This is a genomic window from Acidovorax sp. 62 (assembly GCF_002754495.1).
Taxonomy (GTDB): domain Bacteria; phylum Pseudomonadota; class Gammaproteobacteria; order Burkholderiales; family Burkholderiaceae_C; genus Acidovorax.
In genome coordinates, this window is record NZ_PEFJ01000001.1 from 4,622,812 (window position 1) to 4,641,225 (window position 18,414).

Below are 18,414 nucleotides of genomic sequence, written 5' to 3' on the forward strand. Positions count from 1 at the left end.
CCGTACAGTAAAGGTCAGTCCCGTTTCATTGGTTCATCCACGGCGCCCCACCGGTTCGCCGATTTCCAGGTTTTGATGTATGTCCGCTGTCCTGACCCCCACCGCTGCGCCATCTCGCTCCACCTCGCCCATCACCATCGCTCCGCTGGGCGATGTGCTGGGCGCCGAAGTCATTGGGCTGGACCTGTCCCGCCCGCTGGCGGCTGAAGACTTTGCCCGCATCCACCGCGCGCACCTGGAGCACCACGTGCTGGTGTTCCGCGACCAGCACATCACGCCAGCCCAGCAGGTCGATTTCAGCCGCCGCTTTGGTCCGCTGCAAATCCATGTGCTGAGCCAGTTTGCGCTGGCCGGGCACCCCGAGATCCTCATCATCTCCAACATCAAAGAGCACGGCCAGCCCATCGGCCTGGGCGACGCCGGGCACTTCTGGCACTCGGACCTTTCGTACGTGGAAAAGCCCAGCCTGGGCTCCATGCTGCATGCGCAGGAGCTGCCCGCCGAGGGCGGCGACACGCTGTTTGCCAATCAGCACCTGGCTTGGGACAGGCTGCCTGAGCACCTCAAGACCGCTGTGCAGGGTCTGCGCGCCGAGCACACCTACCTGGCCCGCTACGAAGAGCTGCGTGCCCGCAACCCCTGGCGCCCCGCGCTCACGCAAGAGCAGATCGACAAGGTCCGGCCCGTGGTGCACCCCGTGGTGCGCACCCACCCTGAAAACGGCCGCAAGGCGCTGTTTGTGAGCGAGCATTTCACCACCCGCATCGTCGGCATCCCCGAGGACGAAAGCCGTGACCTGCTGGGCCAGTTGTTTGCCCACAGCACACAGCCCGCGCTGCAGTACCGCCATGCCTGGCAGCCGGGGGACATGGTGTTCTGGGACAACCGCTCCGTCACCCACCTGGCTGCAGGCACGCCCGAGCACCTGCGCCGCAAGCTCTACCGCACCACCATCGAAGGCTCTGTGCCTTATTGACCCACTCAGGCGCCCGTTGACGCGCCCGCCGATGTGGCAGGCGCCCCCATGTGATCAACCCCGCCGTTGTGCCTGGCAGAGCCCAGGCGGGCCGCTGCATTTTCTGGAGAAACCCACCATGACCTTTGCCTTCCTTCCCTCCCGCCGCCGCTGGGCGCGCCGCACCACCGCTTTGCTGGCCGGGGCCAGTCTGCTGGCTGCGGGCCTGTCCTTCTCTGCCGCCGCACGGGCCGAGGGGCAGCTGCGCATTGCCGAGCAGTTCGGCATCGTGTACCTGCTGCTCAACGTGGCCCAAGAACAAAAGCTCATCGAAAAGCATGGCCGGGAAGCGGGGGTGGACGTGAAGGTGGACTGGGTCAAGCTCTCGGGCGGCTCGGCCGTCAACGATGCGCTGCTGTCCGGCTCCATCGACATCGCCGGGGCGGGCGTGGGGCCGCTGCTCACGCTGTGGGACCGCACCCATGGCAAGCAGAACGTGCGCGGCGTGGCCTCGCTGGGCAACTTTCCGTATTACCTGGTCAGCAACAACCCCAACGTGAAGTCGATCGCTGACTTCACCGACAAAGACCGCATTGCACTGCCTGCCGTGGGCGTGTCGGTGCAGTCGCGTGTGCTGCAGCTCGCATCGGCCAAGCTGTGGGGCGACAAGGAGTTTGCGCGCCTGGACAAGATCAGCGTGGCCGTGCCGCACCCCGAAGCGGCTGCGGCCATCATCAAGGGCGGCACCGAAATCACCGGCCACTTTGGCAACCCGCCGTTCCAGGAGCAGGAGCTGGCAGGCAACCCCAATGCGCGCATCGTGCTCAAGTCCTACGACGTGCTGGGCGGCCCGGCATCGGCCACCGTGCTCTACGCCACCGAGAAATTCCGCAAAGAGAACCCCAAGACCTACAAAGCCTTCATCGGCGCCTTGACCGAGGCCGCGCAGTTCACCGCCGCCAACCCCGAGAAGGCAGCCGACATCTACATCAAGGTGGCCAACGCCAAGATCGACCGGGACTTCCTCGTCAAGATCATCAAGAACCCCGAAGTGCAGTTCAAGATCGCCCCGCAAAACACTTTTGCATTGGCCGACTTCATGCACCGCGTGGGGGCCATCAAGAACAAGCCTGCATCGTTCAAGGACTATTTCTTTGACGATGCGCATGTCGCCTCCGGGAGCTGATCCATGGCGCAGTCTTTGAACCGTTGGGTGCGCCGTAGCCTGTGGGCCTGCGTGGCGGCCCTGGCCGCGACGGCCACCGCCGCCCAGGCGGAAGGCCGTATCCGCGTGGCGCAGCAGTTTGGCATTGGCTACCTGCTGCTCGATGTGGTGCGCGAGCAGCAGCTCATCGAAAAGCACGGCAAGCAACTGGGTGTGGAGGTGCAGGTCGAGTGGGCGCAGCTCTCGGGCGCCACGGTCATGAACGAAGCCTTGCTGGCCGGATCGCTCGACATTGTCTCTGCGGGCATCCCCCCGGCCCTGGTGCTGTGGGACCGCACACGGGGCAAGCAAAACGTGAAGGTGGTGGCGTCGCTGGGTTCGTTGCCCAATTACCTGCTCACCAACAACCCCAATGTGCGCAGCCTCAAGGACTTGAGCGACAAGGACCGCATTGCCGTGCCCGCAGCGGGTGTGGGTTTTCAGTCGCGCACCCTGCAGATTGAAACCGCCCGCCAGTTTGGCGCTGCCGACTTCAAGCGCTTTGACACCATTTCGGTCAGTTTGCCGCACCCCGATGCCACTGCGGCGCTCATCAAGGGTGGCTCCGAGGTCAACACCCATTTCTCGAGCGCGCCGTTTTACTACCAGGCGCTGGAGAACAAGCAGGTGCGCAAGGTGCTGAGCTCGTACGACATTCTGGGTGGCCCGGCCACGTTCAATGTGCTCTACACCACCCAGAAGTTCCACGACGAGAACCCCAAGACCTACAAGGCGTTCTACAACGCGCTGGTCGAGGCCGAGCAGTTCGTCAAGGCCAACAAAGCCAAGGCGGCCGAGGTGTTCATCCGTGTGCAACAGTCCAAGCTGTCCCCAGACTTGGTGCGCCGCATTGTGGAAGACCCTGAAAACGACTTCACGGTGACCCCTCAGCGCACTTTCGTTTACGCCGACGAGCTGCAGAAGCTGGGCGTCATCAAGAACCGAGCCACTTCATGGAAAGACTATTTCTTTGAAGAGGCGCATGCATCGCCAGGGAGCTGACATGGCCACCATCACCCATTTACCCGGTGCTGCACCCGCCCATGCCGCGCCGCCAGGGCCTGCCACTGCGCTGCTGCAGGTGGACAACGTCAGCCTGGAGTACCGCACGCCGCAATCGGTGGTGCGCGCCACGCACCGCGTGAGCTTTGACGTGTACCAGGCCGACCGCTTCGTGTTGCTGGGTGCATCGGGCTGTGGCAAGTCCACGCTGCTCAAGTCGGTGGCGGGGTTCATTGCCCCGGCTGAGGGCGAGATACGCCTGGGCGGCCAGGTGGTGCGGGGCCCGGGGCCGGACCGCATCGTGGTGTTCCAGGAGTTCGATCAGTTGCCCCCGTGGAAGACCGTGGTGCAGAACGTGATGTTTCCGCTGCTCGCCTCGCGCACCCTGGGGCGGGCCGAGGCCCGCGAGCGTGCCTTGCACTACCTGGACAAGGTGGGCCTGGCGAAGTTTGCCGATGCCTATCCGCACCAGCTCTCGGGCGGCATGAAGCAGCGCGTGGCCATTGCCCGCGCCCTGGCCATGCAGCCCCAGGTGCTGCTGATGGACGAGCCGTTCGCAGCGCTTGATGCCCTGACCCGCCGCAAGATGCAAGAGGAATTGCTGGCGCTGTGGGAGGAGGTGCGCTTCACGCTGCTGTTCGTCACCCACTCCATCGAAGAGGCCCTGGTGGTGGGCAACCGCATCGGTCTGCTCTCGCCCCACCCAGGGCGTGTGCGGGCCGAGATCAACAGCCACGCCTTTGGCCTGCACAGCGCGGGCAGCCCCGAGTTTCAGGCGGCGGCGCAGCGCATCCATCACCTGCTGTTTGAGGGGGATACCCCCGCCGTGGCGACTGCCGCAGCCCCGGCCGAGCCCTGGAGGAAATCTGCATGAGCGCCGCCCCAGGAAATGCTGCCCTCGTCGGCGGCCTGCAGCCGCCGGTGCGGCCTGAATACGAACGCCCGCTGGAGCCCCTGACCGGCGTGGCACCGCAGCGCCCGCTGCCCTGGGCGGCGCGCCTGTGGCAACAGGGCTGGCTGCGCAAGACGGCCATCTTGTTGGTGCTGGCCCTGGTGTGGGAGCTGCTCGCGCGCTGGCAGGACAACGACCTGCTGCTGCCCACCTTTACGGCCACGGCCCGTGCGTTTGTCGATGGCATCGCCACAGGCGAACTGCTGGGCAAGGCCGCGCTGTCGCTGGGCGTGCTGCTGCAGGGCTACCTGGCGGGCATCGTGGCGGCCTTTGTGCTGACGACGCTGGCCGTGTCCACCCAGATCGGGCGCGACCTTTTGGCCACGCTCACAGCCATGTTCAACCCCTTGCCCGCCATTGCCTTGCTGCCACTGGCACTGCTGTGGTTTGGCCTGGGCCAGGGCAGCCTGGTGTTTGTGCTGGTCCACTCGGTGCTGTGGCCGCTGGCGCTCAACACCTATGCAGGGTTTCAGGCCGTGCCCGAGACTTTGCGCATGGCCGGGCGCAACTATGGCCTGCGCGGCGTGCCGTATGTGCTGCAAATTCTCGTGCCTGCCGCGCTGCCGTCCATCCTGTCGGGGCTCAAGATTGGCTGGGCGTTTGCCTGGCGCACCCTGATTGCGGCCGAGCTGGTGTTTGGTGCATCGTCAGGCAAGGGCGGGCTCGGTTGGTACATCTTCCAGAACCGCAACGAGCTGTACACCGACAAGGTGTTTGCAGGCCTGGCCATGGTGATTGCCATTGGCCTGCTGGTGGAGAACCTGGGCTTTCATGTGCTGGAGCGGGTGACGGTGCGCCGCTGGGGCGTGCAGCGCTGAGAGTCTGGTCAACGTGGTGGCGCAAGGCGGCGCAGCCCTACACTCGCAGCATGCTCCGCTGGCTCATCGTTGTCTTTCTCGCCCTGGTGTTGATCAATGGCTTCTCGCCCTGGCTGCAGCGCATGGGGCTGGGCCGCTTGCCGGGCGACTGGCGGTTTCGGCTCTTTGGGCGTGACTGGTACATCCCGTTGGCCAGCACCTTGCTGCTCAGTTTTGTGGCCAGCCTGATTGCCAAGTGGGTGTGATCTGTTGGGCGGGGTTGGTTGAATCGCAAGGGTGTGTCCCCAACTGCGAAGTCAATGCTCTGAGCCCCACGAGAATCCCATGACCGAAGCCCTGCACATCGTCTGCCCCCACTGCCACACCACCAACCGCGTGCAGGCCGCCCAACTGGGCAGCGCGCCCGATTGCGGCAGCTGCCATCGCCCCCTGTTTGCTGGCGCCCCGCTGGAGCTGGATGCCACCAGCTTTGACAAGCATGTGGCGCGCAGCCACATCCCGGTGGTGGTGGACTTCTGGGCTCCCTGGTGCGGCCCCTGCCGCCAAATGGCCCCGGCCTTTGCCCAGGCCGCGCGCGAGCTGGAGCCGCGCGTGCGCCTGGCCAAACTCAACACCGAAGACCAGCAGGCCATTGCTGCGCGCTATGCCATCCGCAGCATTCCCACCATGGTGATTTTCAAGGGCGGGGCCGAGGTGGCACGCATCTCGGGCGCTTTGGGCGCGGCGGACATTGCCCGTTGGGTGCGCACAGCGGTGTGACATAAATCGCGTTTGGCGAAGGTTTGATGGCGGCGTGTGGTGCGGCGGTGGCTTTGCAGCCCGACTGTGCCTCTGCCGCCCGTAAGATGGCGCGCTTTGAGTGGCCACCGCGCTGTGGACTGCTCTGCGTCACCCTATCGGACCCATCGACCATGACCCTCTTTCGCACCTTGTTCACCTGGCTGGCTGCTGCGGCACTGGCCGTCATCACGGCCATGTCCCCGGCCTACGCGCAAACGGACAAACCCATCGTCAACCCCTACGGCCAGTTTCTGGCGGGGGACGGACTGAAGCTGGAAATTGCCACCTACCTGGAGAAAAACCAGCACGGCATGAACGACATGCTGGTCAAGATCACCGGCGCGGCCGCTTACGAGGCGGGTATTGATGGCAAAACTTTGCGCTACTCCGCAGAGCCTGCGGGCACGGGCTACAACCTCAAGCGCGATGGGCGCAACCTGATGAGCGTGCGTTCGCCCTACGGCCGTTGGCAGCAGATCGAGGTGTACCTGGCGGGCCGCACCTACCAAGTCACTCCGCGCGAAGAGATGGCAGAGCGTGTGATGCCGTTGCACCTGTTGACGGACTACCGGCAAAACGGCGGTAAGTAAGCGCGGCTAACACTACTCCCCTGGCGTCGTTGTTCCGTCTTGTCGCGCCCCTCTGTCTGCGACGGAACGCCTACCCAGGGCCGTTTCGCTGAGTCGTTTTAGCCGCTCTCAATACGTCGCTCTTCATCGGTGGCTGCCCTCCGCCCTTCACCGCCGATGCAGCACCCGGGCCAGCGCATGGTCCAGCGCCAGCCACCCGCCACCGCGCCCGGTCAGGTAGAGCATCAGCCCCGCCCATGACAGGTGCGTAGGCCAGGCGTCGGGGTACACAAAGAGCTGAATCACCAGCGTCATGCCCAGCAGCGCCAGGGCCGACAGGCGCGTGCACAGGCCCAGCAACAGCAAGGTCGCAAACAGATGCTCTGACACCGTGGCCAGCTGCGCTGCCAGCTCGGGCGGCAGTATCGGCAGCCGGTACTCCTCGCGGAACAGGGCATAGGCCCCGTCGCTGATGGTGAACCAGCCATCGACCTTGGTGCGGGCCGATGCCCAGAAAATGCCCGCCAGCGCCACACGGGCCACCAGCGCCAGCAGGCTGTGGGGTGTCAGGCGCTGCGCCAGTGCAGCCAGGCGGTGGAGCCCGTGTGGCTCGCCGGGCTTTGTAGAGGTGGTGGGGCTCATGGTTTTTTCCATTCAAGGTGAAGGGGCTGCCAGCGCGCCTGCGTGGAGCAGCAGGGCCATCAGGGCGCTCAGGTCGGCGCCGGGCTCGGCGGCCAGGGCTGCTAGGGCCGCGGTCTCCAGCCGGTCGCCGCGTGCGCAGGCGTTCAGGAATGCCGTCCCGACCGCGGGCAAGGCCGTCCATTGCACAGCACCCTGCGGGCGCGTGAGCAAACCGCCATCGCCCTGCCACGCAATGTCTGCAGGCAGCGCCAGCCCATTGCGGTGAGCCTGCCACAGCGCAAATGCGGGGTGGGCGGGGCTGTGGTGCCAGCGGGCGGCGGGGTGCGGCCGCAGCGCCATGGTTGCCAAGGTGGATGTGTCTTGTGCCGCCAGCCAGGTGGCATCCAAAGCGTCGGCATCGGCAGCCAAGTGGCTTTCGGTCCAGCAGCGGTCCAGCCGTGCCACATCGGCCAGATAAGGCAACTCTGCCGCTGGCCCAAAGTGCTCCAGAAAGGTGGCAAAGCCCCCGCCGTAGTGGGTCAGCCGGGCATCCTGCGGCGGGTGGGCCTGGGCGTAGTGGTGCGCGGCAGCGCGAAACCAAGCCTCCCCCACCAGCGCGCACACCGTGGGGTAGTTGGCCTGCAGTGCATCGATGCAGCCTTTGGTGACGGTGTTGCGGTACACCGCAAAGGCAGGGTGCTGCACGACATCAGGCAGTGCCGCACCGCTGTGGGCGCTGGGCGAAGGCGTGTGCCACAGCGCGGCAGCGAATGCGTCTTGAAAGTGGCTCAAACGCATGGGATGGCCTCGGCCGTGGAGGCGCCCCGCGCCTGGGGTTTGCGGGCTACCTCGGTCAACATGCCATGTGCGCGGTCGCGCTCGGCCATCAGTTCGGCCAAGGCGGGCACATGCTCATCCCGCTCAATCAGGGTGGGGCGTGGGCCGGTGCGCGCCAGCACCTGCTGGTACAGCGCCCACACGGGCTCGGCCACGGGGGTGTCGTGGCCATCAATCAACAGGTTTGCGCCCAAGGCGGGGTCTGCGTGGTGGCCTGCCAGGTGGATCTCAGCCACGGCGTGCATTGGATAGGCGTCCAGATCGAAGGGTTCGCCCAGGTTGTGTGCGCCCAGGTACAGGTTGTTCACATCCAGCAGCAGGCTGCAGCCGGTGCGGCGCACCAGCTCGGCCAGAAAATCGGGCTCGCTCCAGTCGTGGCCAGGCAGGGGCAGGTAGTGCGTGGGGTTTTCGATGGCAATGGCGCGCCGCAGGGCATCCTGCGTGCGGCCAATGTTGTCGGCCACGCGGGCCAGGGCCTCGTGGGTGCGCGGAAACGGAAGTAAATCTGGGTGGTAGGTGCCGCGCCAGGCCGACCAGGCCAGGTGCTCTGACACCAGCACCGGCTCGATGCGCTGCACCAGGGCGGCCAGCCGCGCTAGGTGCGCAGCGTCCAGCGGTGCATCGGCCGCCAGCGACAGCGACACGCCGTGCAGGGAGATGGAGTGGCGGGCCCGGATGGCCTGCAGCCAGGCCAGGCGCGGGCCGCCGTCGGCCAGGTAGTTCTCGGGGTGCACCTCCCACCACAGGCCAGGGGCGGTGCACTGCAGTGCTTCATCAAAGTGCTGGGGCTTGAGGGACGAGCCCGCCGTCAGTGCGTGTGCCATGGCGTGGGTGAGGTTGGCGGTGCGAGGGGGCTGGTCAGGACTTCATGGGCATGAGCGAGCCCATGCCCTTGGGCGTCTTGATGCTGGCGCAGGTGCCTGCAGGCACAAACTTCCAGGCGTTGGCCTGGTAGTCCACCTTGGAGGTGCCTGCGCAGGTGGTACCAGGGCCGGCGGCGCAGTCGTTCTTGCCGGCCATCGACACGCCGTAGCACTTCTCCATGGCGGGCTTGGCGCCATCCATGGGGGCTGCGGTGTTTTGGGCCAAGGCGGCGCCAGAGACCAAGGCGGTGAGGGCCAGTGCGCCCAGGGTGATGTTGCGAGATGTCATGGTGATGGCTCCTGAAGGTGGGTTGAAAAATCCAGACCGTTTGCCGCATGCCGTGACAGCATGTGGGCGTCGATCTGCGTTGTAATTCGCGCTGTGGCGGCGCCGGGTTACACCAGCGGCCACAAAAAACCGGAAGATATTTTTTCGACCTGCTGTAACCGGCGGGGCTGCGGCTGCGAATACCCCGTCATGGAGAACGCATGGAGATAGAAGAACAGCTTCGAACGCTGCTGCTGCTCGGGTTGGCGGCCGATGCGGCGGCGTACCAGCGGTTTTTGAAACAGCTGAGTGCGCACCTGCGGGCGTTTTTGCGCCGCCGCCTGGCCCAGCGTCCCGACGAGGTGGAGGACCTGGTGCAAGAAACCTTGCTGGCCATACACAACCAGCGCCACACCTACCGCCCCGAGATGCCGGTGACGGCCTGGGCGCACGCGATTGCGCGCTACAAGCTCATCGACTGGCTGCGCTCGCACCGCGTGAAAGAGGCGCTGAACGACCCGCTGGACGATGCCAGCGAGTTGTTTGCCAGCACTGACAGCGAGGCCGCACTGGCCAAGCGCGACCTGGGCCAATTGCTGCAGACGCTGCCCGACCGCCAGCGCCTGCCCATCGTGCATGTGAAGCTGGAGGGGCTGTCCGTGGTTGAAACCGCGCAGCTCACCGGCATGTCAGAGTCCGCAGTGAAAGTCGGCGTGCACCGGGGGCTCAAGGCCCTGGCCGCCAAGATTAGAAACATGGCTTACGCCAACCAGGGCACCAGCCCATCGTTGGGTGCCGCAGACTGACCGTCGCAGCGCCTGGCCAGCACGGGCACTCTGATTTGCACAAGTCCCAAGGGGAATGACATGAAGACCGATGAATGGATTGAGATGCTGGCCGCAGGTGCCGCCCCCGTGCCAGCGCACGCGCTGGAGCGGCGCTTTGGCAGCGCCGTGGCTGCGGGCCTGGGGGGCGCCGTGGTGTTGATGCTGCTGGTGTTTGGCCTGCGGTCCGACCTGGCGCAGACGGCGGCGCTGCCCATGTTCTGGGGCAAGCTGGCGTTTGCTGCGGCCCTGGCTGTGCCCGGTGTGTGGGCGCTGCAGCGCCTGGCGCGCCCCGGCGCGCGGTGGGTGGGCCTGGCGTGGACGTTGGCCTTGCCCGTGGCCCTGCTGTGGGCCATGGCCGCCTGGGCCTTGCTGCAACAGGCCCCGGCAGACCGCTGGGCCCTGGTGCTGGGCAGCACTTGGCGCACCTGCCCGTTCAACATTGCGTTGCTGTCGGTGCCTGCGTTCATTGCCAGCTTTTGGGCCCTGCGCGGGGCCGCGCCCACGCGGCTGGCTTGGGCTGGCGCGGGGGCGGGCTTGCTGGCGGGGGCCTTGGGGGCGCTGGTGTATGCGCTGCACTGCCCCGAAATGGCCACGCCGTTTTTAGCGGTGTGGTACGTGGCGGGTATGGCCATGCCGACCGCGTTGGGCGCAGTGTTGGGGCCGCGTTTGCTGCGCTGGTAACCACGGGGCAGGGCGTTTAGAGCGGTTCACAAAACTCAGCAAAGCAGCCCTGGCTAAGGCTTTGGCTAAGCGTTTCGCCGCAGGCTTTACAGGCGCACGACAAGGCGATACAACGACGCCAGGGGAGTTTGGTGAGTCGCTCTCAGCCCACCCGGCGGGTGTAGGCCCGAAACACCGTGTCCAGCTCCCAGCCCATGGCCTCGTACAGCGCCTGCGCCGCGTGGTTGGTGTGCGCCGTGGTCAGGTCCATGCGCACACGCCCTTGCCTGCGGGCATGGTCTTCGGCGGCCAGCAGCAGGAAGCGCCCGGCGCCCTGGCCCCGGGCCGAAGACGCCACAAACAGGTCGTACAGCACATAGATCGGCGCGGCCTCCACCGAGCAAAAGCTGGGGTACAGCTGGCAAAAGCCCACAGCGGCACCCGCGTCGTCCTGCGCGATCAGGATGACGGATTCGTTGCGCTCCAGGCGCTCGTGGACGAAGCGCTGGGCGGCGGCCAGGTCGGCGGGCTGTTCATAAAACTGGCGGTAGGCGTCAAACAGCGGTGCAATGGCCGGGGCGTCGGCCAGCGTGGCGGGGCGGATGTGCAGGCTCATGGCTGGGGAGGTGTTTCGGGGGCTTCTGATGTCGGGGTTGGTGGGGTCGGGGCTGGTGTGGCGCGCAGCCACTGCGCTACGGCTTCCACCCGGGCCTGGTGGATCAAATCGCCCACCTGGGGGCCGGTCACGCCTTTGGCTGCCGCCTTGGCCGCAATCTCGCGGGTAACGACGCTTTGCACGGCCGCCAGCACGGCCAGCAGGCGCGGGCGCTGCGGGTAGGCGGCTTCGTCAAAGCCCAGGCGGCCCCGGGCATCGCACTCGCAAGCCAGCAGCACTTCGGCAAAACGCCCGGGCTTGCGGATGGCGTCGCAGCGCTCGAGCAGGCGCACCAGTGGCCCGGCACCCAGGTCGCCGCTGCGGTGGATGTGGCCGTGTTCGCGCGCCACCACCTCGGCGGTCTCGCGGCAGTCCACGGGCACGCGCAGGCGCTCGGCCACGCCTTGCAGCAGCTCGGCACTGCGCTCTTCGTGCCCGATGTGGCGCGGCAGGATGTCGGCGGGCGTGGTGCCTTTGCCCAGGTCGTGCGCCAGGCAGGCAAACCGCACCGTGAGCGGGGCCTGCAGCTGTGCGGCCATGTCCAGCACCATCATCAGGTGCACGCCCGTGTCCACCTCGGGGTGGTGCAGCGGGGGCTGGGGCACGCCCCACAGGCAGGCCACTTCGGGCAGCAGCACCTGCAGTGCGCCGCATGCGCGCAGCACCTCGAACATGCGCGAGGGCTTGTCCTCCATCAGCCCGCGCGCCAGCTCTTGCCACACGCGCTCGGGCACCAGGTGGTCCACCTCGCCCTCGGCCACCATCTCGCGCATCAGCTGCAGGGTCTCAGGCGCCACGGTGAAGTCGTGGTAGCGCGCCGCAAAGCGCGCCACCCGCAGGATGCGCACCGGGTCTTCGCGAAAGGCATCGGTCACGTGGCGCAGAACCTTGGCCTGCAGGTCTTGCACGCCGTGGTATGGGTCAAATAGCTCACTAGCGCTTGATGAATAAGCGCTGGCAGCTATTGAATTGATAGTGAGGTCGCGCCGCGACAGGTCTTCGGCCAGCGTCACGTCGGGCGAGCTTTGCACCGCAAAGCCCCGGTAGCCGCGCCCGCTCTTGCGCTCGGTGCGTGCCAGGGCGTATTCCTCGCGCGTTTGGGGGTGCAGAAACACCGGAAAATCCCGCCCCACCGGCAGGTAGCCCAGCTCCAGCATCTGCTCGGGCGTGGCCCCCACCACCACCCAGTCGTGGTCATTCACCGGGCGGCCCAGCAGCTTGTCGCGGACGGCGCCGCCTACCATGTAGATTTGCATGGGCATAGTTTAGGGTGGGCCCTCGGTCGTATATTCCAACCCACCATGTCCCTAGCCTCCGACCTCACCATCGCCCAACTCAACCCCGACGGCAGCGTGCCCGTGCCTACGGCGCCTGACGCCGCAGCCAATGCCGCCGCCGAGGCCTTGCAGCGCGAGGCGCAGTTCGAAGCCCTTCAGGCCAAGGTCGAGGGGTTGCAAGAAATCCTGGCGAAGCCGCTGGCCGACATCCTGGCCGAGCACGACAAGTTCAAGGAGGTGGCGGCCGCGTGGGATTCGTTTGGCGCGATGTGGATGCTGTCGCAGCGCGCCATGCGCCGCGTGGCGATGGACCTGGCGGCCCCACAGGGCGTGAGCGAAGAAGAGGTGGTGGCCCGCGCCATTGCCTATGCCAACCAGGTGCTCAATGTGGAAGACGAAGACCTGGGCGGCAGCGTGGCCCCGGCGCAGCTCGCGCACATTGCGCGGCACAAGGCGTTTTTACGCAAGCAGTTTCGCCAGCGCTGACCGCGCGTCCGCTGTCAGGCAAACACCGGCCTGAAAAAGCTCCGCTCGTAGCTCACGATGCAACCGGTTTCCTCGGCGTACCGAAACGCCGCCTGGCAGTCCGCGTCTTGCATGGACCGCTCGCGGTACACCTCGTAGGCCGCGAGGCTCTCAAAGGTGAACAGGGCCAGCGCAATGTTGTTGGCGCCTTCGCTGGGCATGAAGTAGCCGTGGTGTTGGCCGCCGAATTTCTCGACCAGGGGAATCCACAGTTTTCCGTAGTGCTCAAACTCTTTCAGTTTGCTGGTGTTGAGCACGTAGCGCAGGTAGATGGTGACCGCCATGGGCTCACTCCTGGCCAGGGTTCAGGCGGTAGGGTTCCTCGAAGTCGAGAAAGTCCTTCTCGGCCAGCGCGTCGGTGATCCAGGCTTTCACGCCGGGCAGCTCGCGCACACGCTGCACGTAGGCGGCGATGGGGGCGGGCAGGGGCAGTGCGTAGGTGTGCAGGCGCATGCACACAGGGGCAAAGTAGGCATCGGCCACCGAGAACGCACCAAACAGCATGGGGCCGCCGTGTTCTTCCAGCAGCGCGCCCCACATGCCCACCAGGCGGGCCACATCGGCGCGCACGGCGGGCTGGTCGCGCCAGATCAGGGCGCCGGTGTCGGCCAGGTCGGCCTCGATGTTCATGGGGCAGTGGCTGCGCAGGGCGGTGAAGCCGCTGTGCATCTCGGCGCAGATGCTGCGGGCACGTGCGCGGGCCTTGGGTTGGGCGGGCCAGAGTTGCTTGTCGGCCCAGGTCTCGGCCACGTATTCGGCAATGGCCAGGGTGTCCCACACCACCAGGTCACCATCGACCAGCACGGGCACCTTGCCTGTGGGGCTCACGGGGCCCATGGTGCGCTTGAACTCTGAGTCGGCCTCGAAGCTGTCAAAGCGCACGCGCACTTCTTCAAAGACGATGCCCGCCTGCTTGAGCAGCACCCAGGGGCGCATGGACCAGGATGAGTAGTTCTTGTTGCCGATGTAGAGCTTGAGCATGGGGTACCTGCCGATGGAAATCAGGGAAAAGAAAGTCGGACCGCCATGCTAGCGGCAGTGGCGCGCGCCAGCGATGCGAAAAAGCGGCCTGAATGATGCGCAACGCGCATCACAGGCCATCGTGCTGTTCTGGGCGGGCCTGGGCGAGGGGGTCAGACCGGCCAGACCACGCCGTTGTCGTTCAGGATGGCATCGAGCGGCAGGTCAAACTCCTCGGGCTCGAAGTCGTCCAGGTAGCCGTTGGTGAAACCCAGACCCACCGTAAACGGCTTGGGTTGCAGTGTGGCCAGCGTGCGGTCGTAAAAACCGCCACCGTAGCCCAGGCGGTAGCCGCCCGGCGCGTAGCCCACGCAGGGTACGAACAACAGCGTGGGCACGATGACCTCGGTGTCCTTGGGTTTGGGGATGCCGTAGGCGTCCTCTTCCATGGGGCAGCCGGGGTACCAGGCGTGGAAGGTGAGCGTTTTGTGCTGCTTGTTGACCACCGGCAGGCCGATGCGCCGGCGCAGGGGCTCGTCCAGCAGCTCGCCGTCTTCCTTCCAGCGGTGCAGGGCGGGCAGGGGGTCAAACTCGCCCTTGATGGGCCAATAGGCGCCAATCACGGTGTCGGGCCGGTTGACCAGCCAAATGCGCATGACCTGCTGTAACAGGTCGGCCCGTTGTAGGCGATCGGGCAGGTTGAGACGTTCTTCAATCAATGCGCGCCGAAGGGCTGCTTTGTCCATCAGATAATTCCCCCATGCAATTGCTCAGAGCGATTTTGACACCCCTTGTGGCCGCCGCCGTGCTGGCCACCGCTGCGCCCCTTGTCCAGGCGCAAAACCGTGGCGACGATGCCCTGCTGGAGATGGGCCAGGCCTTTCGCAAAGGCGACCGTAAAAAACTGGACCAGCTGCTGCCCACCGTACGTGGCCATGCGCTGGAGCCCTGGGCCGCCTACTGGGAGTTGAAGCTGCGCCTGGGAGAGGCGTCGCCCCAGGAGATCCAGGGCTTTTTGCAGAAATACGCTGGCACCTACCAGGAAGACCGGCTGCGCAACGACTGGTTGCTGCTGCTGGGCCAGCGCCGCGACTGGGCACAGTTTGCCGAGCAGCACCCCAGCTACCGCATGTCGGACGACAAGGAGGTGCGCTGCTACGCGCTGCTGATCGACACCTTGAAGGGCACAGCCCCCGCCACGGCGGCCGATGAGGTGCGCCGCAACTGGTACGCGCAGCGCGACAACGACGACGGCTGCACCCACGCGGCGGGCGAGCTGTATGGCTACAAAAAGCTCACGGCCCAGGACGTGTGGCGCAAGGCCCGCCTTGCGGTGGAGGCCAACCGCGTGCGCGCAGCGCGCAGCGCCGTAGAGATCGTCTCGCCCGAATCCTCTGCCCAGGTCAAGGAACTGATGGACTCGGCTGCCAAGTACCTGCACAGCCGCGCCACGGCCCGCGGCAAGGCGCGCCAGGAGCTGGTGGCGCTGGCCCTCATCAAGCTGGCGCAGGGCGATGTGGACAACGCCGCCGCCCAGCTTGACAGCAAATGGGGCGTGCACCTGTCGCCCGAAGAGCGCAACTGGGTGTGGGGCGTGATTGGCAAGCAGGCCGCACAGCGCCTGTCGAACGACGCCATGACCTACTTTGGCAACGTGACCAAAGATGCCGACCTGAACGACGACCTGCTGGGCTGGAAGGTGCGCGCCGCCCTGCGCGCAGGCCAGTGGAAGGTGGTGCGCAAAGCCGTGGAGGCCATGAGCGACGAAGCCCGCAGCGACAGCACCTGGGTGTACTGGCGTGCCAAGGCTGTGCTGGCCGAAAAGCCCAGCGAGGCCGAACGCACCGAAGCCCGCCAGTGGCTGCAGGGCATTGCCAGCACCCGGGGCTTTTACGAACAGCTGGCGCTGGAGGAGCTGGGCCAGCGCATCAGCATGCCGCCCGCGCCTACGCCGCTGACGGCCGAAGAAAAGGCCGCTGCCCGCGCCAACCCGGCGCTCAACCGCGCGCTCTACGCCATCATGCTGGGCCTGCGCAGCGAGGGCGTGCGCGAGTGGAACTACGCCACCAACCTGCACAACCCCGGTGGCATGGCCGAGCGCGATTTGCTGGCCGCTGCCGACTTTGCCTGCCAGCGCGAGGTGTGGGACCGCTGCATCAACACCAGCGAGCGCACCAAGACCGTCATCGACACCACGCAGCGCTTTCCTACGCCGTTTCGCGCCACCGTGGTGGAGCGCGCCCAGGGTATTGGCCTGGACCCGGCCTATGTGTACGGCCTGATCCGGCAGGAAAGCCGCTTTGTGATGGACGCTCGCTCGCACGTCGGGGCCTCGGGCCTGATGCAGGTGATGCCTGCGACGGCCCGCTGGACGGCCAAGAAGATTGGCCTCACCAACTTCACCCCGGACCAGATCTCCGACCGCGACACCAACATCACCATCGGCACCGCCTACCTCAAGCTGGCGCTGGACGACTTTGCAGGCTCCATGCCCATGGCCGCCGCCGCCTACAACGCAGGCCCCGGCCGTCCGCGCAATTGGCGCAACGGCCCCGTGCTGGACGCCGCCATCTGGGCCGAAAATGTGCCCTTTGCAGAAACGCGTGACTACGTGAAGAAGGTGCTGGCCAACACCACCAACTACGCGGCCATGCTCACCGGCCAGCCCCAGTCGCTGCGCAGCCGCCTGGGCACCGTGGGCCCGCGCGATGCGGCCGCCCCGGCGGTGAATACCGATCTGCCGTGAGCGGTGCAGGGTCTGCTATCAAAAAAGAAGCTGCTGGCGCTTGATAGGTAAGCGCTAGCGGCCTATTTCATTCAAAAGAGGGTGCTATGGTGCAATGGAAGGCAGCGGCGATGGCCGCCATGGTGGTGTGGGCAGTGGGCGTGCAGGCGCAGCAGGTGTACAAGTGGGTGGATGCGAACGGCAAGACGCATTACGGCTCGCAACCCCCGGCCAGCAAGGACGATGTGGAGCCCATGAAGCTGCAGAGCACCAATGGCACGACCACAGGCAGCGACACAGGATCGGGGGGCGCGGAGGGCCGCAAGAGCGCCTCGGGCAGGGGCGGCACCGAGTACAACGCCGACGGCACCAAGAAGGTTTCCAAGGACGTGCAGGAGTTTGGCGAGGGCCTTAAAAAGGCCCTGGGCACGGTCGACAAAAAGGAAGTGCCGATGAACTGCGCGGTGGCGGTGAGCAACATCCACTACCAGGCCGATCTGATGCTGGAGGTGGGCCAGAAGAACGTGCGTGATGGCTACATGACCCAGGCGGCTTTTGACGCCACGGCCCCGAAGATCAAGGAGGCCAAGGGCAAGTACAGCGTGGGCGATTGCCAGATTGCCAGCGGCAACAAGAAATCGTTCTACCAATGCATGTCCAGCAGCAACAACCACGTGACGGGGTGCGATAGCCAGTTCAAACACTGAGCGGTTGCATGGGGCCTGACAGCTTGGCTGCAGGCCTGTGGACACCGCCGTGTAGGTTGGGTTAGCGCAGCATAACCCGACATCAACGCTGCGTGCCCTGTGGGCGTCGGGTGATGCCCTTGCGGGCTAACCCGACCTACGAGGTCTGCGGATACAGAAGAAGCCCGCTACACGCGGGCTTTTTTACGGGGGCGTGAGGGCGGCAGTGGTGGGCTCAGCCATTGAACAGCGCCTCGCCCTGGCGCACCGCTGCACCCGAGCGTTCCAGGTCGGCCACCAGGCTGTGCAGCCAGGCGGCCTGCGGCTGGTCGGCAAAGTGGGCGCGGTGCAGCATGCCAAAGTAGGGCGTGCCCTCGGCCCACTGCTGCAGGGCGGGCACGGTGGTGTGCTGCAGCTCCAGCAGTTTGTACTTGAGCAGCACTTTGGCGGCATACAGCGCGTGCTTGCGCGGGGCGGCCACAAAGCCCTGCAGCCGCTGGCGTGCGGCGGCAATGGCGCGCGGCGCATCGGTAAACACGGGGCCGTGGCCGGGGATGACGCTGCGCGGGGCCAGGCGCTCGATCACATTGAGCGTGGCGGCTACTTCATCGAAAGCGGCGGTGCCTTCCAGCTCTGGAAAGACGACGCCAAAGCCGTTCTCCCACAGCGCGTCGGCCGAGATGAGCGTGGCGCTTTGCGGCTCAAACAGCACCACCGAATGCGGGTCGTGCCCCGGTGCGGCGTGCACCTGCCAGTCGCGCCCGGCCAGGCGCACGGTGGTGCCGGGCTGCAAGGCGGCGTCGGCCTTGAAGCGCGGGCAGTCCTGGCCCGTGGGGGTGTAGCTCAGGGCGTAGGCGTCCCATTGCGCCACCAGCGCCATTTGGCCGGGGGGGATGTGGGTGGCGGCACCGGGCCAGGCCGCCTGCAACGCGGCATTGCCACCACAGTGGTCGCTGTGCAGGTGGGTGTTGAGGATGCGCTGCAGCGGCTGTACGCCCAGCACGCTTTGCACCAAGGCCACAGTCTGGTCGCTGTGGGTGCAGTAGCCGGTGTCCACCACGGCCGCGCCTTCGGGCCCGATGCACACCACGTTATTGGCCGAGAGCCAGCCGCGCTCCAGCACGGTGATGCCGGGCGGCAGGGATGCGGTCAACGGGGCGGTCGAGGGTGCGGGCATGGCGTGAGGGGCAGTGGCTGCGGCTGCGGCAGCGGCAGAGCCTGCAGCGTAGC

The 18,414-nt window shown here is 66.2% G+C and carries 23 protein-coding genes; 13 read left to right on the plus strand and 10 right to left on the minus strand.

Annotated features, from left to right (window positions below):
* Positions 1–79 precede the first annotated feature (79 nt).
* From CLU86_RS20740 to CLU86_RS20775, 8 genes are all read left to right on the plus strand, one after another.
* The gene (locus tag CLU86_RS20740) at positions 80–976 is read left to right on the plus strand and encodes a TauD/TfdA family dioxygenase (protein ID WP_099657757.1); all 897 of its coding nucleotides are present in this window, start codon (positions 80–82) and stop codon (positions 974–976) included.
* Positions 977–1,094: 118 nt separating this feature from the next.
* On the plus strand, positions 1,095–2,141 hold the full coding sequence (locus tag CLU86_RS20745) for an ABC transporter substrate-binding protein (RefSeq protein ID WP_099742945.1): 1,047 nt from the start codon (positions 1,095–1,097) through the stop codon (positions 2,139–2,141).
* Between the two features lie 3 nt (positions 2,142–2,144).
* Positions 2,145–3,161 carry an ABC transporter substrate-binding protein gene (locus CLU86_RS20750; RefSeq protein ID WP_099657758.1) on the plus strand — a complete coding sequence of 339 codons (1,017 nt, stop codon included), beginning with the start codon at positions 2,145–2,147 and terminating at the stop codon, positions 3,159–3,161.
* 1 nt (position 3,162) lies between these two features.
* Positions 3,163–4,035 carry an ABC transporter ATP-binding protein gene (locus tag CLU86_RS20755; protein WP_099742946.1) on the plus strand — a complete coding sequence of 291 codons (873 nt, stop codon included), beginning with the start codon at positions 3,163–3,165 and terminating at the stop codon, positions 4,033–4,035.
* Positions 4,032–4,931 carry an ABC transporter permease gene (locus tag CLU86_RS20760; RefSeq protein ID WP_099742947.1) on the plus strand — a complete coding sequence of 300 codons (900 nt, stop codon included), beginning with the start codon at positions 4,032–4,034 and terminating at the stop codon, positions 4,929–4,931. Before CLU86_RS20755 ends, CLU86_RS20760 begins: the two co-directional genes overlap by 4 nt.
* Positions 4,932–4,981: 50 nt before the next feature.
* Positions 4,982–5,176, plus strand: coding sequence for a DUF2905 domain-containing protein (locus CLU86_RS20765; protein WP_099657761.1), 195 nt, complete (start codon positions 4,982–4,984; stop codon positions 5,174–5,176).
* 79 nt (positions 5,177–5,255) lie between these two features.
* The gene (gene trxC, locus CLU86_RS20770) at positions 5,256–5,690 is read left to right on the plus strand and encodes a thioredoxin TrxC (RefSeq protein WP_099742948.1); all 435 of its coding nucleotides are present in this window, start codon (positions 5,256–5,258) and stop codon (positions 5,688–5,690) included.
* A 152-nt stretch (positions 5,691–5,842) separates the two neighbouring features.
* Positions 5,843–6,301 (plus strand): hypothetical protein, encoded by a 459-nt coding sequence (locus tag CLU86_RS20775; protein WP_099742949.1) that lies wholly within the window; start codon positions 5,843–5,845, stop codon positions 6,299–6,301.
* 147 nt (positions 6,302–6,448) lie between these two features.
* Here the strand turns inward: CLU86_RS20775 and CLU86_RS20780 are convergent, their stop codons facing one another.
* Genes CLU86_RS20780 through CLU86_RS20795 form a run of 4 tightly spaced genes read right to left on the minus strand, consistent with a single transcriptional unit; the run spans position 6,449 to position 8,890 of the window.
* Complete coding sequence (locus CLU86_RS20780; RefSeq protein WP_199175160.1) at positions 6,449–6,922, minus strand: DoxX family protein; 474 nt, start codon at positions 6,920–6,922, stop codon at positions 6,449–6,451.
* 12 nt (positions 6,923–6,934) lie between these two features.
* On the minus strand, positions 6,935–7,699 hold the full coding sequence (locus CLU86_RS20785) for a DNA-binding domain-containing protein (RefSeq protein WP_099742951.1): 765 nt from the start codon (positions 7,697–7,699) through the stop codon (positions 6,935–6,937).
* Entirely contained in the window at positions 7,690–8,562 is an 873-nt protein-coding gene (locus tag CLU86_RS20790; protein WP_099742952.1) for a DUF692 domain-containing protein, read from the minus strand. The genes CLU86_RS20785 and CLU86_RS20790 overlap by 10 nt, the downstream gene beginning before the upstream one ends.
* Before the next feature lie 34 nt (positions 8,563–8,596).
* A complete protein-coding gene (locus tag CLU86_RS20795) occupies positions 8,597–8,890 on the minus strand; it encodes a DUF2282 domain-containing protein (RefSeq protein ID WP_099742953.1) in 294 nt (97 codons plus the stop codon).
* Between the two features lie 200 nt (positions 8,891–9,090).
* Between CLU86_RS20795 and CLU86_RS20800 the strand changes: the two genes are divergently transcribed.
* Together CLU86_RS20800 and CLU86_RS20805 are read left to right on the plus strand one after the other, a co-directional pair.
* On the plus strand, positions 9,091–9,675 hold the full coding sequence (locus CLU86_RS20800) for a sigma-70 family RNA polymerase sigma factor (RefSeq protein WP_099657768.1): 585 nt from the start codon (positions 9,091–9,093) through the stop codon (positions 9,673–9,675).
* 60 nt (positions 9,676–9,735) lie between these two features.
* Positions 9,736–10,377: an NrsF family protein gene (locus tag CLU86_RS20805; RefSeq protein ID WP_099742954.1), complete on the plus strand. Its 642-nt coding sequence runs from the start codon at positions 9,736–9,738 to the stop codon at positions 10,375–10,377.
* Between the two features lie 142 nt (positions 10,378–10,519).
* On the opposite strand, the gene CLU86_RS20810 is transcribed toward CLU86_RS20805, so the two are convergent.
* On the minus strand, positions 10,520–10,972 hold the full coding sequence (locus CLU86_RS20810) for a GNAT family N-acetyltransferase (RefSeq protein WP_099742955.1): 453 nt from the start codon (positions 10,970–10,972) through the stop codon (positions 10,520–10,522).
* Positions 10,969–12,267 carry a multifunctional CCA addition/repair protein gene (locus CLU86_RS20815; protein WP_099743742.1) on the minus strand — a complete coding sequence of 433 codons (1,299 nt, stop codon included), beginning with the start codon at positions 12,265–12,267 and terminating at the stop codon, positions 10,969–10,971. The genes CLU86_RS20810 and CLU86_RS20815 overlap by 4 nt, the downstream gene beginning before the upstream one ends.
* Positions 12,268–12,312: 45 nt before the next feature.
* Between CLU86_RS20815 and CLU86_RS20820 the strand changes: the two genes are divergently transcribed.
* Complete coding sequence (locus tag CLU86_RS20820; RefSeq protein WP_099742956.1) at positions 12,313–12,774, plus strand: hypothetical protein; 462 nt, start codon at positions 12,313–12,315, stop codon at positions 12,772–12,774.
* Positions 12,775–12,788: 14 nt separating this feature from the next.
* On the opposite strand, the gene CLU86_RS20825 is transcribed toward CLU86_RS20820, so the two are convergent.
* The 3 genes from CLU86_RS20825 to CLU86_RS20835 form a co-directional block, all read right to left on the minus strand.
* Positions 12,789–13,097, minus strand: a complete 309-nt coding sequence (locus tag CLU86_RS20825) for an NIPSNAP family protein (protein WP_099742957.1) — start codon at positions 13,095–13,097, stop codon at positions 12,789–12,791.
* Between the two features lie 4 nt (positions 13,098–13,101).
* Positions 13,102–13,794, minus strand: coding sequence for a glutathione S-transferase family protein (locus CLU86_RS20830; RefSeq protein WP_099742958.1), 693 nt, complete (start codon positions 13,792–13,794; stop codon positions 13,102–13,104).
* A gap of 152 nt (positions 13,795–13,946) precedes the next feature.
* Complete coding sequence (locus CLU86_RS20835) at positions 13,947–14,519, minus strand: 5-formyltetrahydrofolate cyclo-ligase (protein WP_099742959.1); 573 nt, start codon at positions 14,517–14,519, stop codon at positions 13,947–13,949.
* A gap of 14 nt (positions 14,520–14,533) precedes the next feature.
* Between CLU86_RS20835 and CLU86_RS20840 the strand changes: the two genes are divergently transcribed.
* On the plus strand, positions 14,534–16,519 hold the full coding sequence (locus CLU86_RS20840) for a lytic transglycosylase domain-containing protein (protein ID WP_099742960.1): 1,986 nt from the start codon (positions 14,534–14,536) through the stop codon (positions 16,517–16,519).
* 86 nt (positions 16,520–16,605) lie between these two features.
* The gene (locus CLU86_RS20845) at positions 16,606–17,205 is read left to right on the plus strand and encodes a DUF4124 domain-containing protein (protein ID WP_099742961.1); all 600 of its coding nucleotides are present in this window, start codon (positions 16,606–16,608) and stop codon (positions 17,203–17,205) included.
* Between the two features lie 214 nt (positions 17,206–17,419).
* Here CLU86_RS20845 and CLU86_RS20850 read toward each other — a convergent pair whose 3' ends face one another.
* Positions 17,420–18,361 carry an MBL fold metallo-hydrolase gene (locus CLU86_RS20850; RefSeq protein WP_099743743.1) on the minus strand — a complete coding sequence of 314 codons (942 nt, stop codon included), beginning with the start codon at positions 18,359–18,361 and terminating at the stop codon, positions 17,420–17,422.
* Positions 18,362–18,414: the final 53 nt, after the last annotated feature.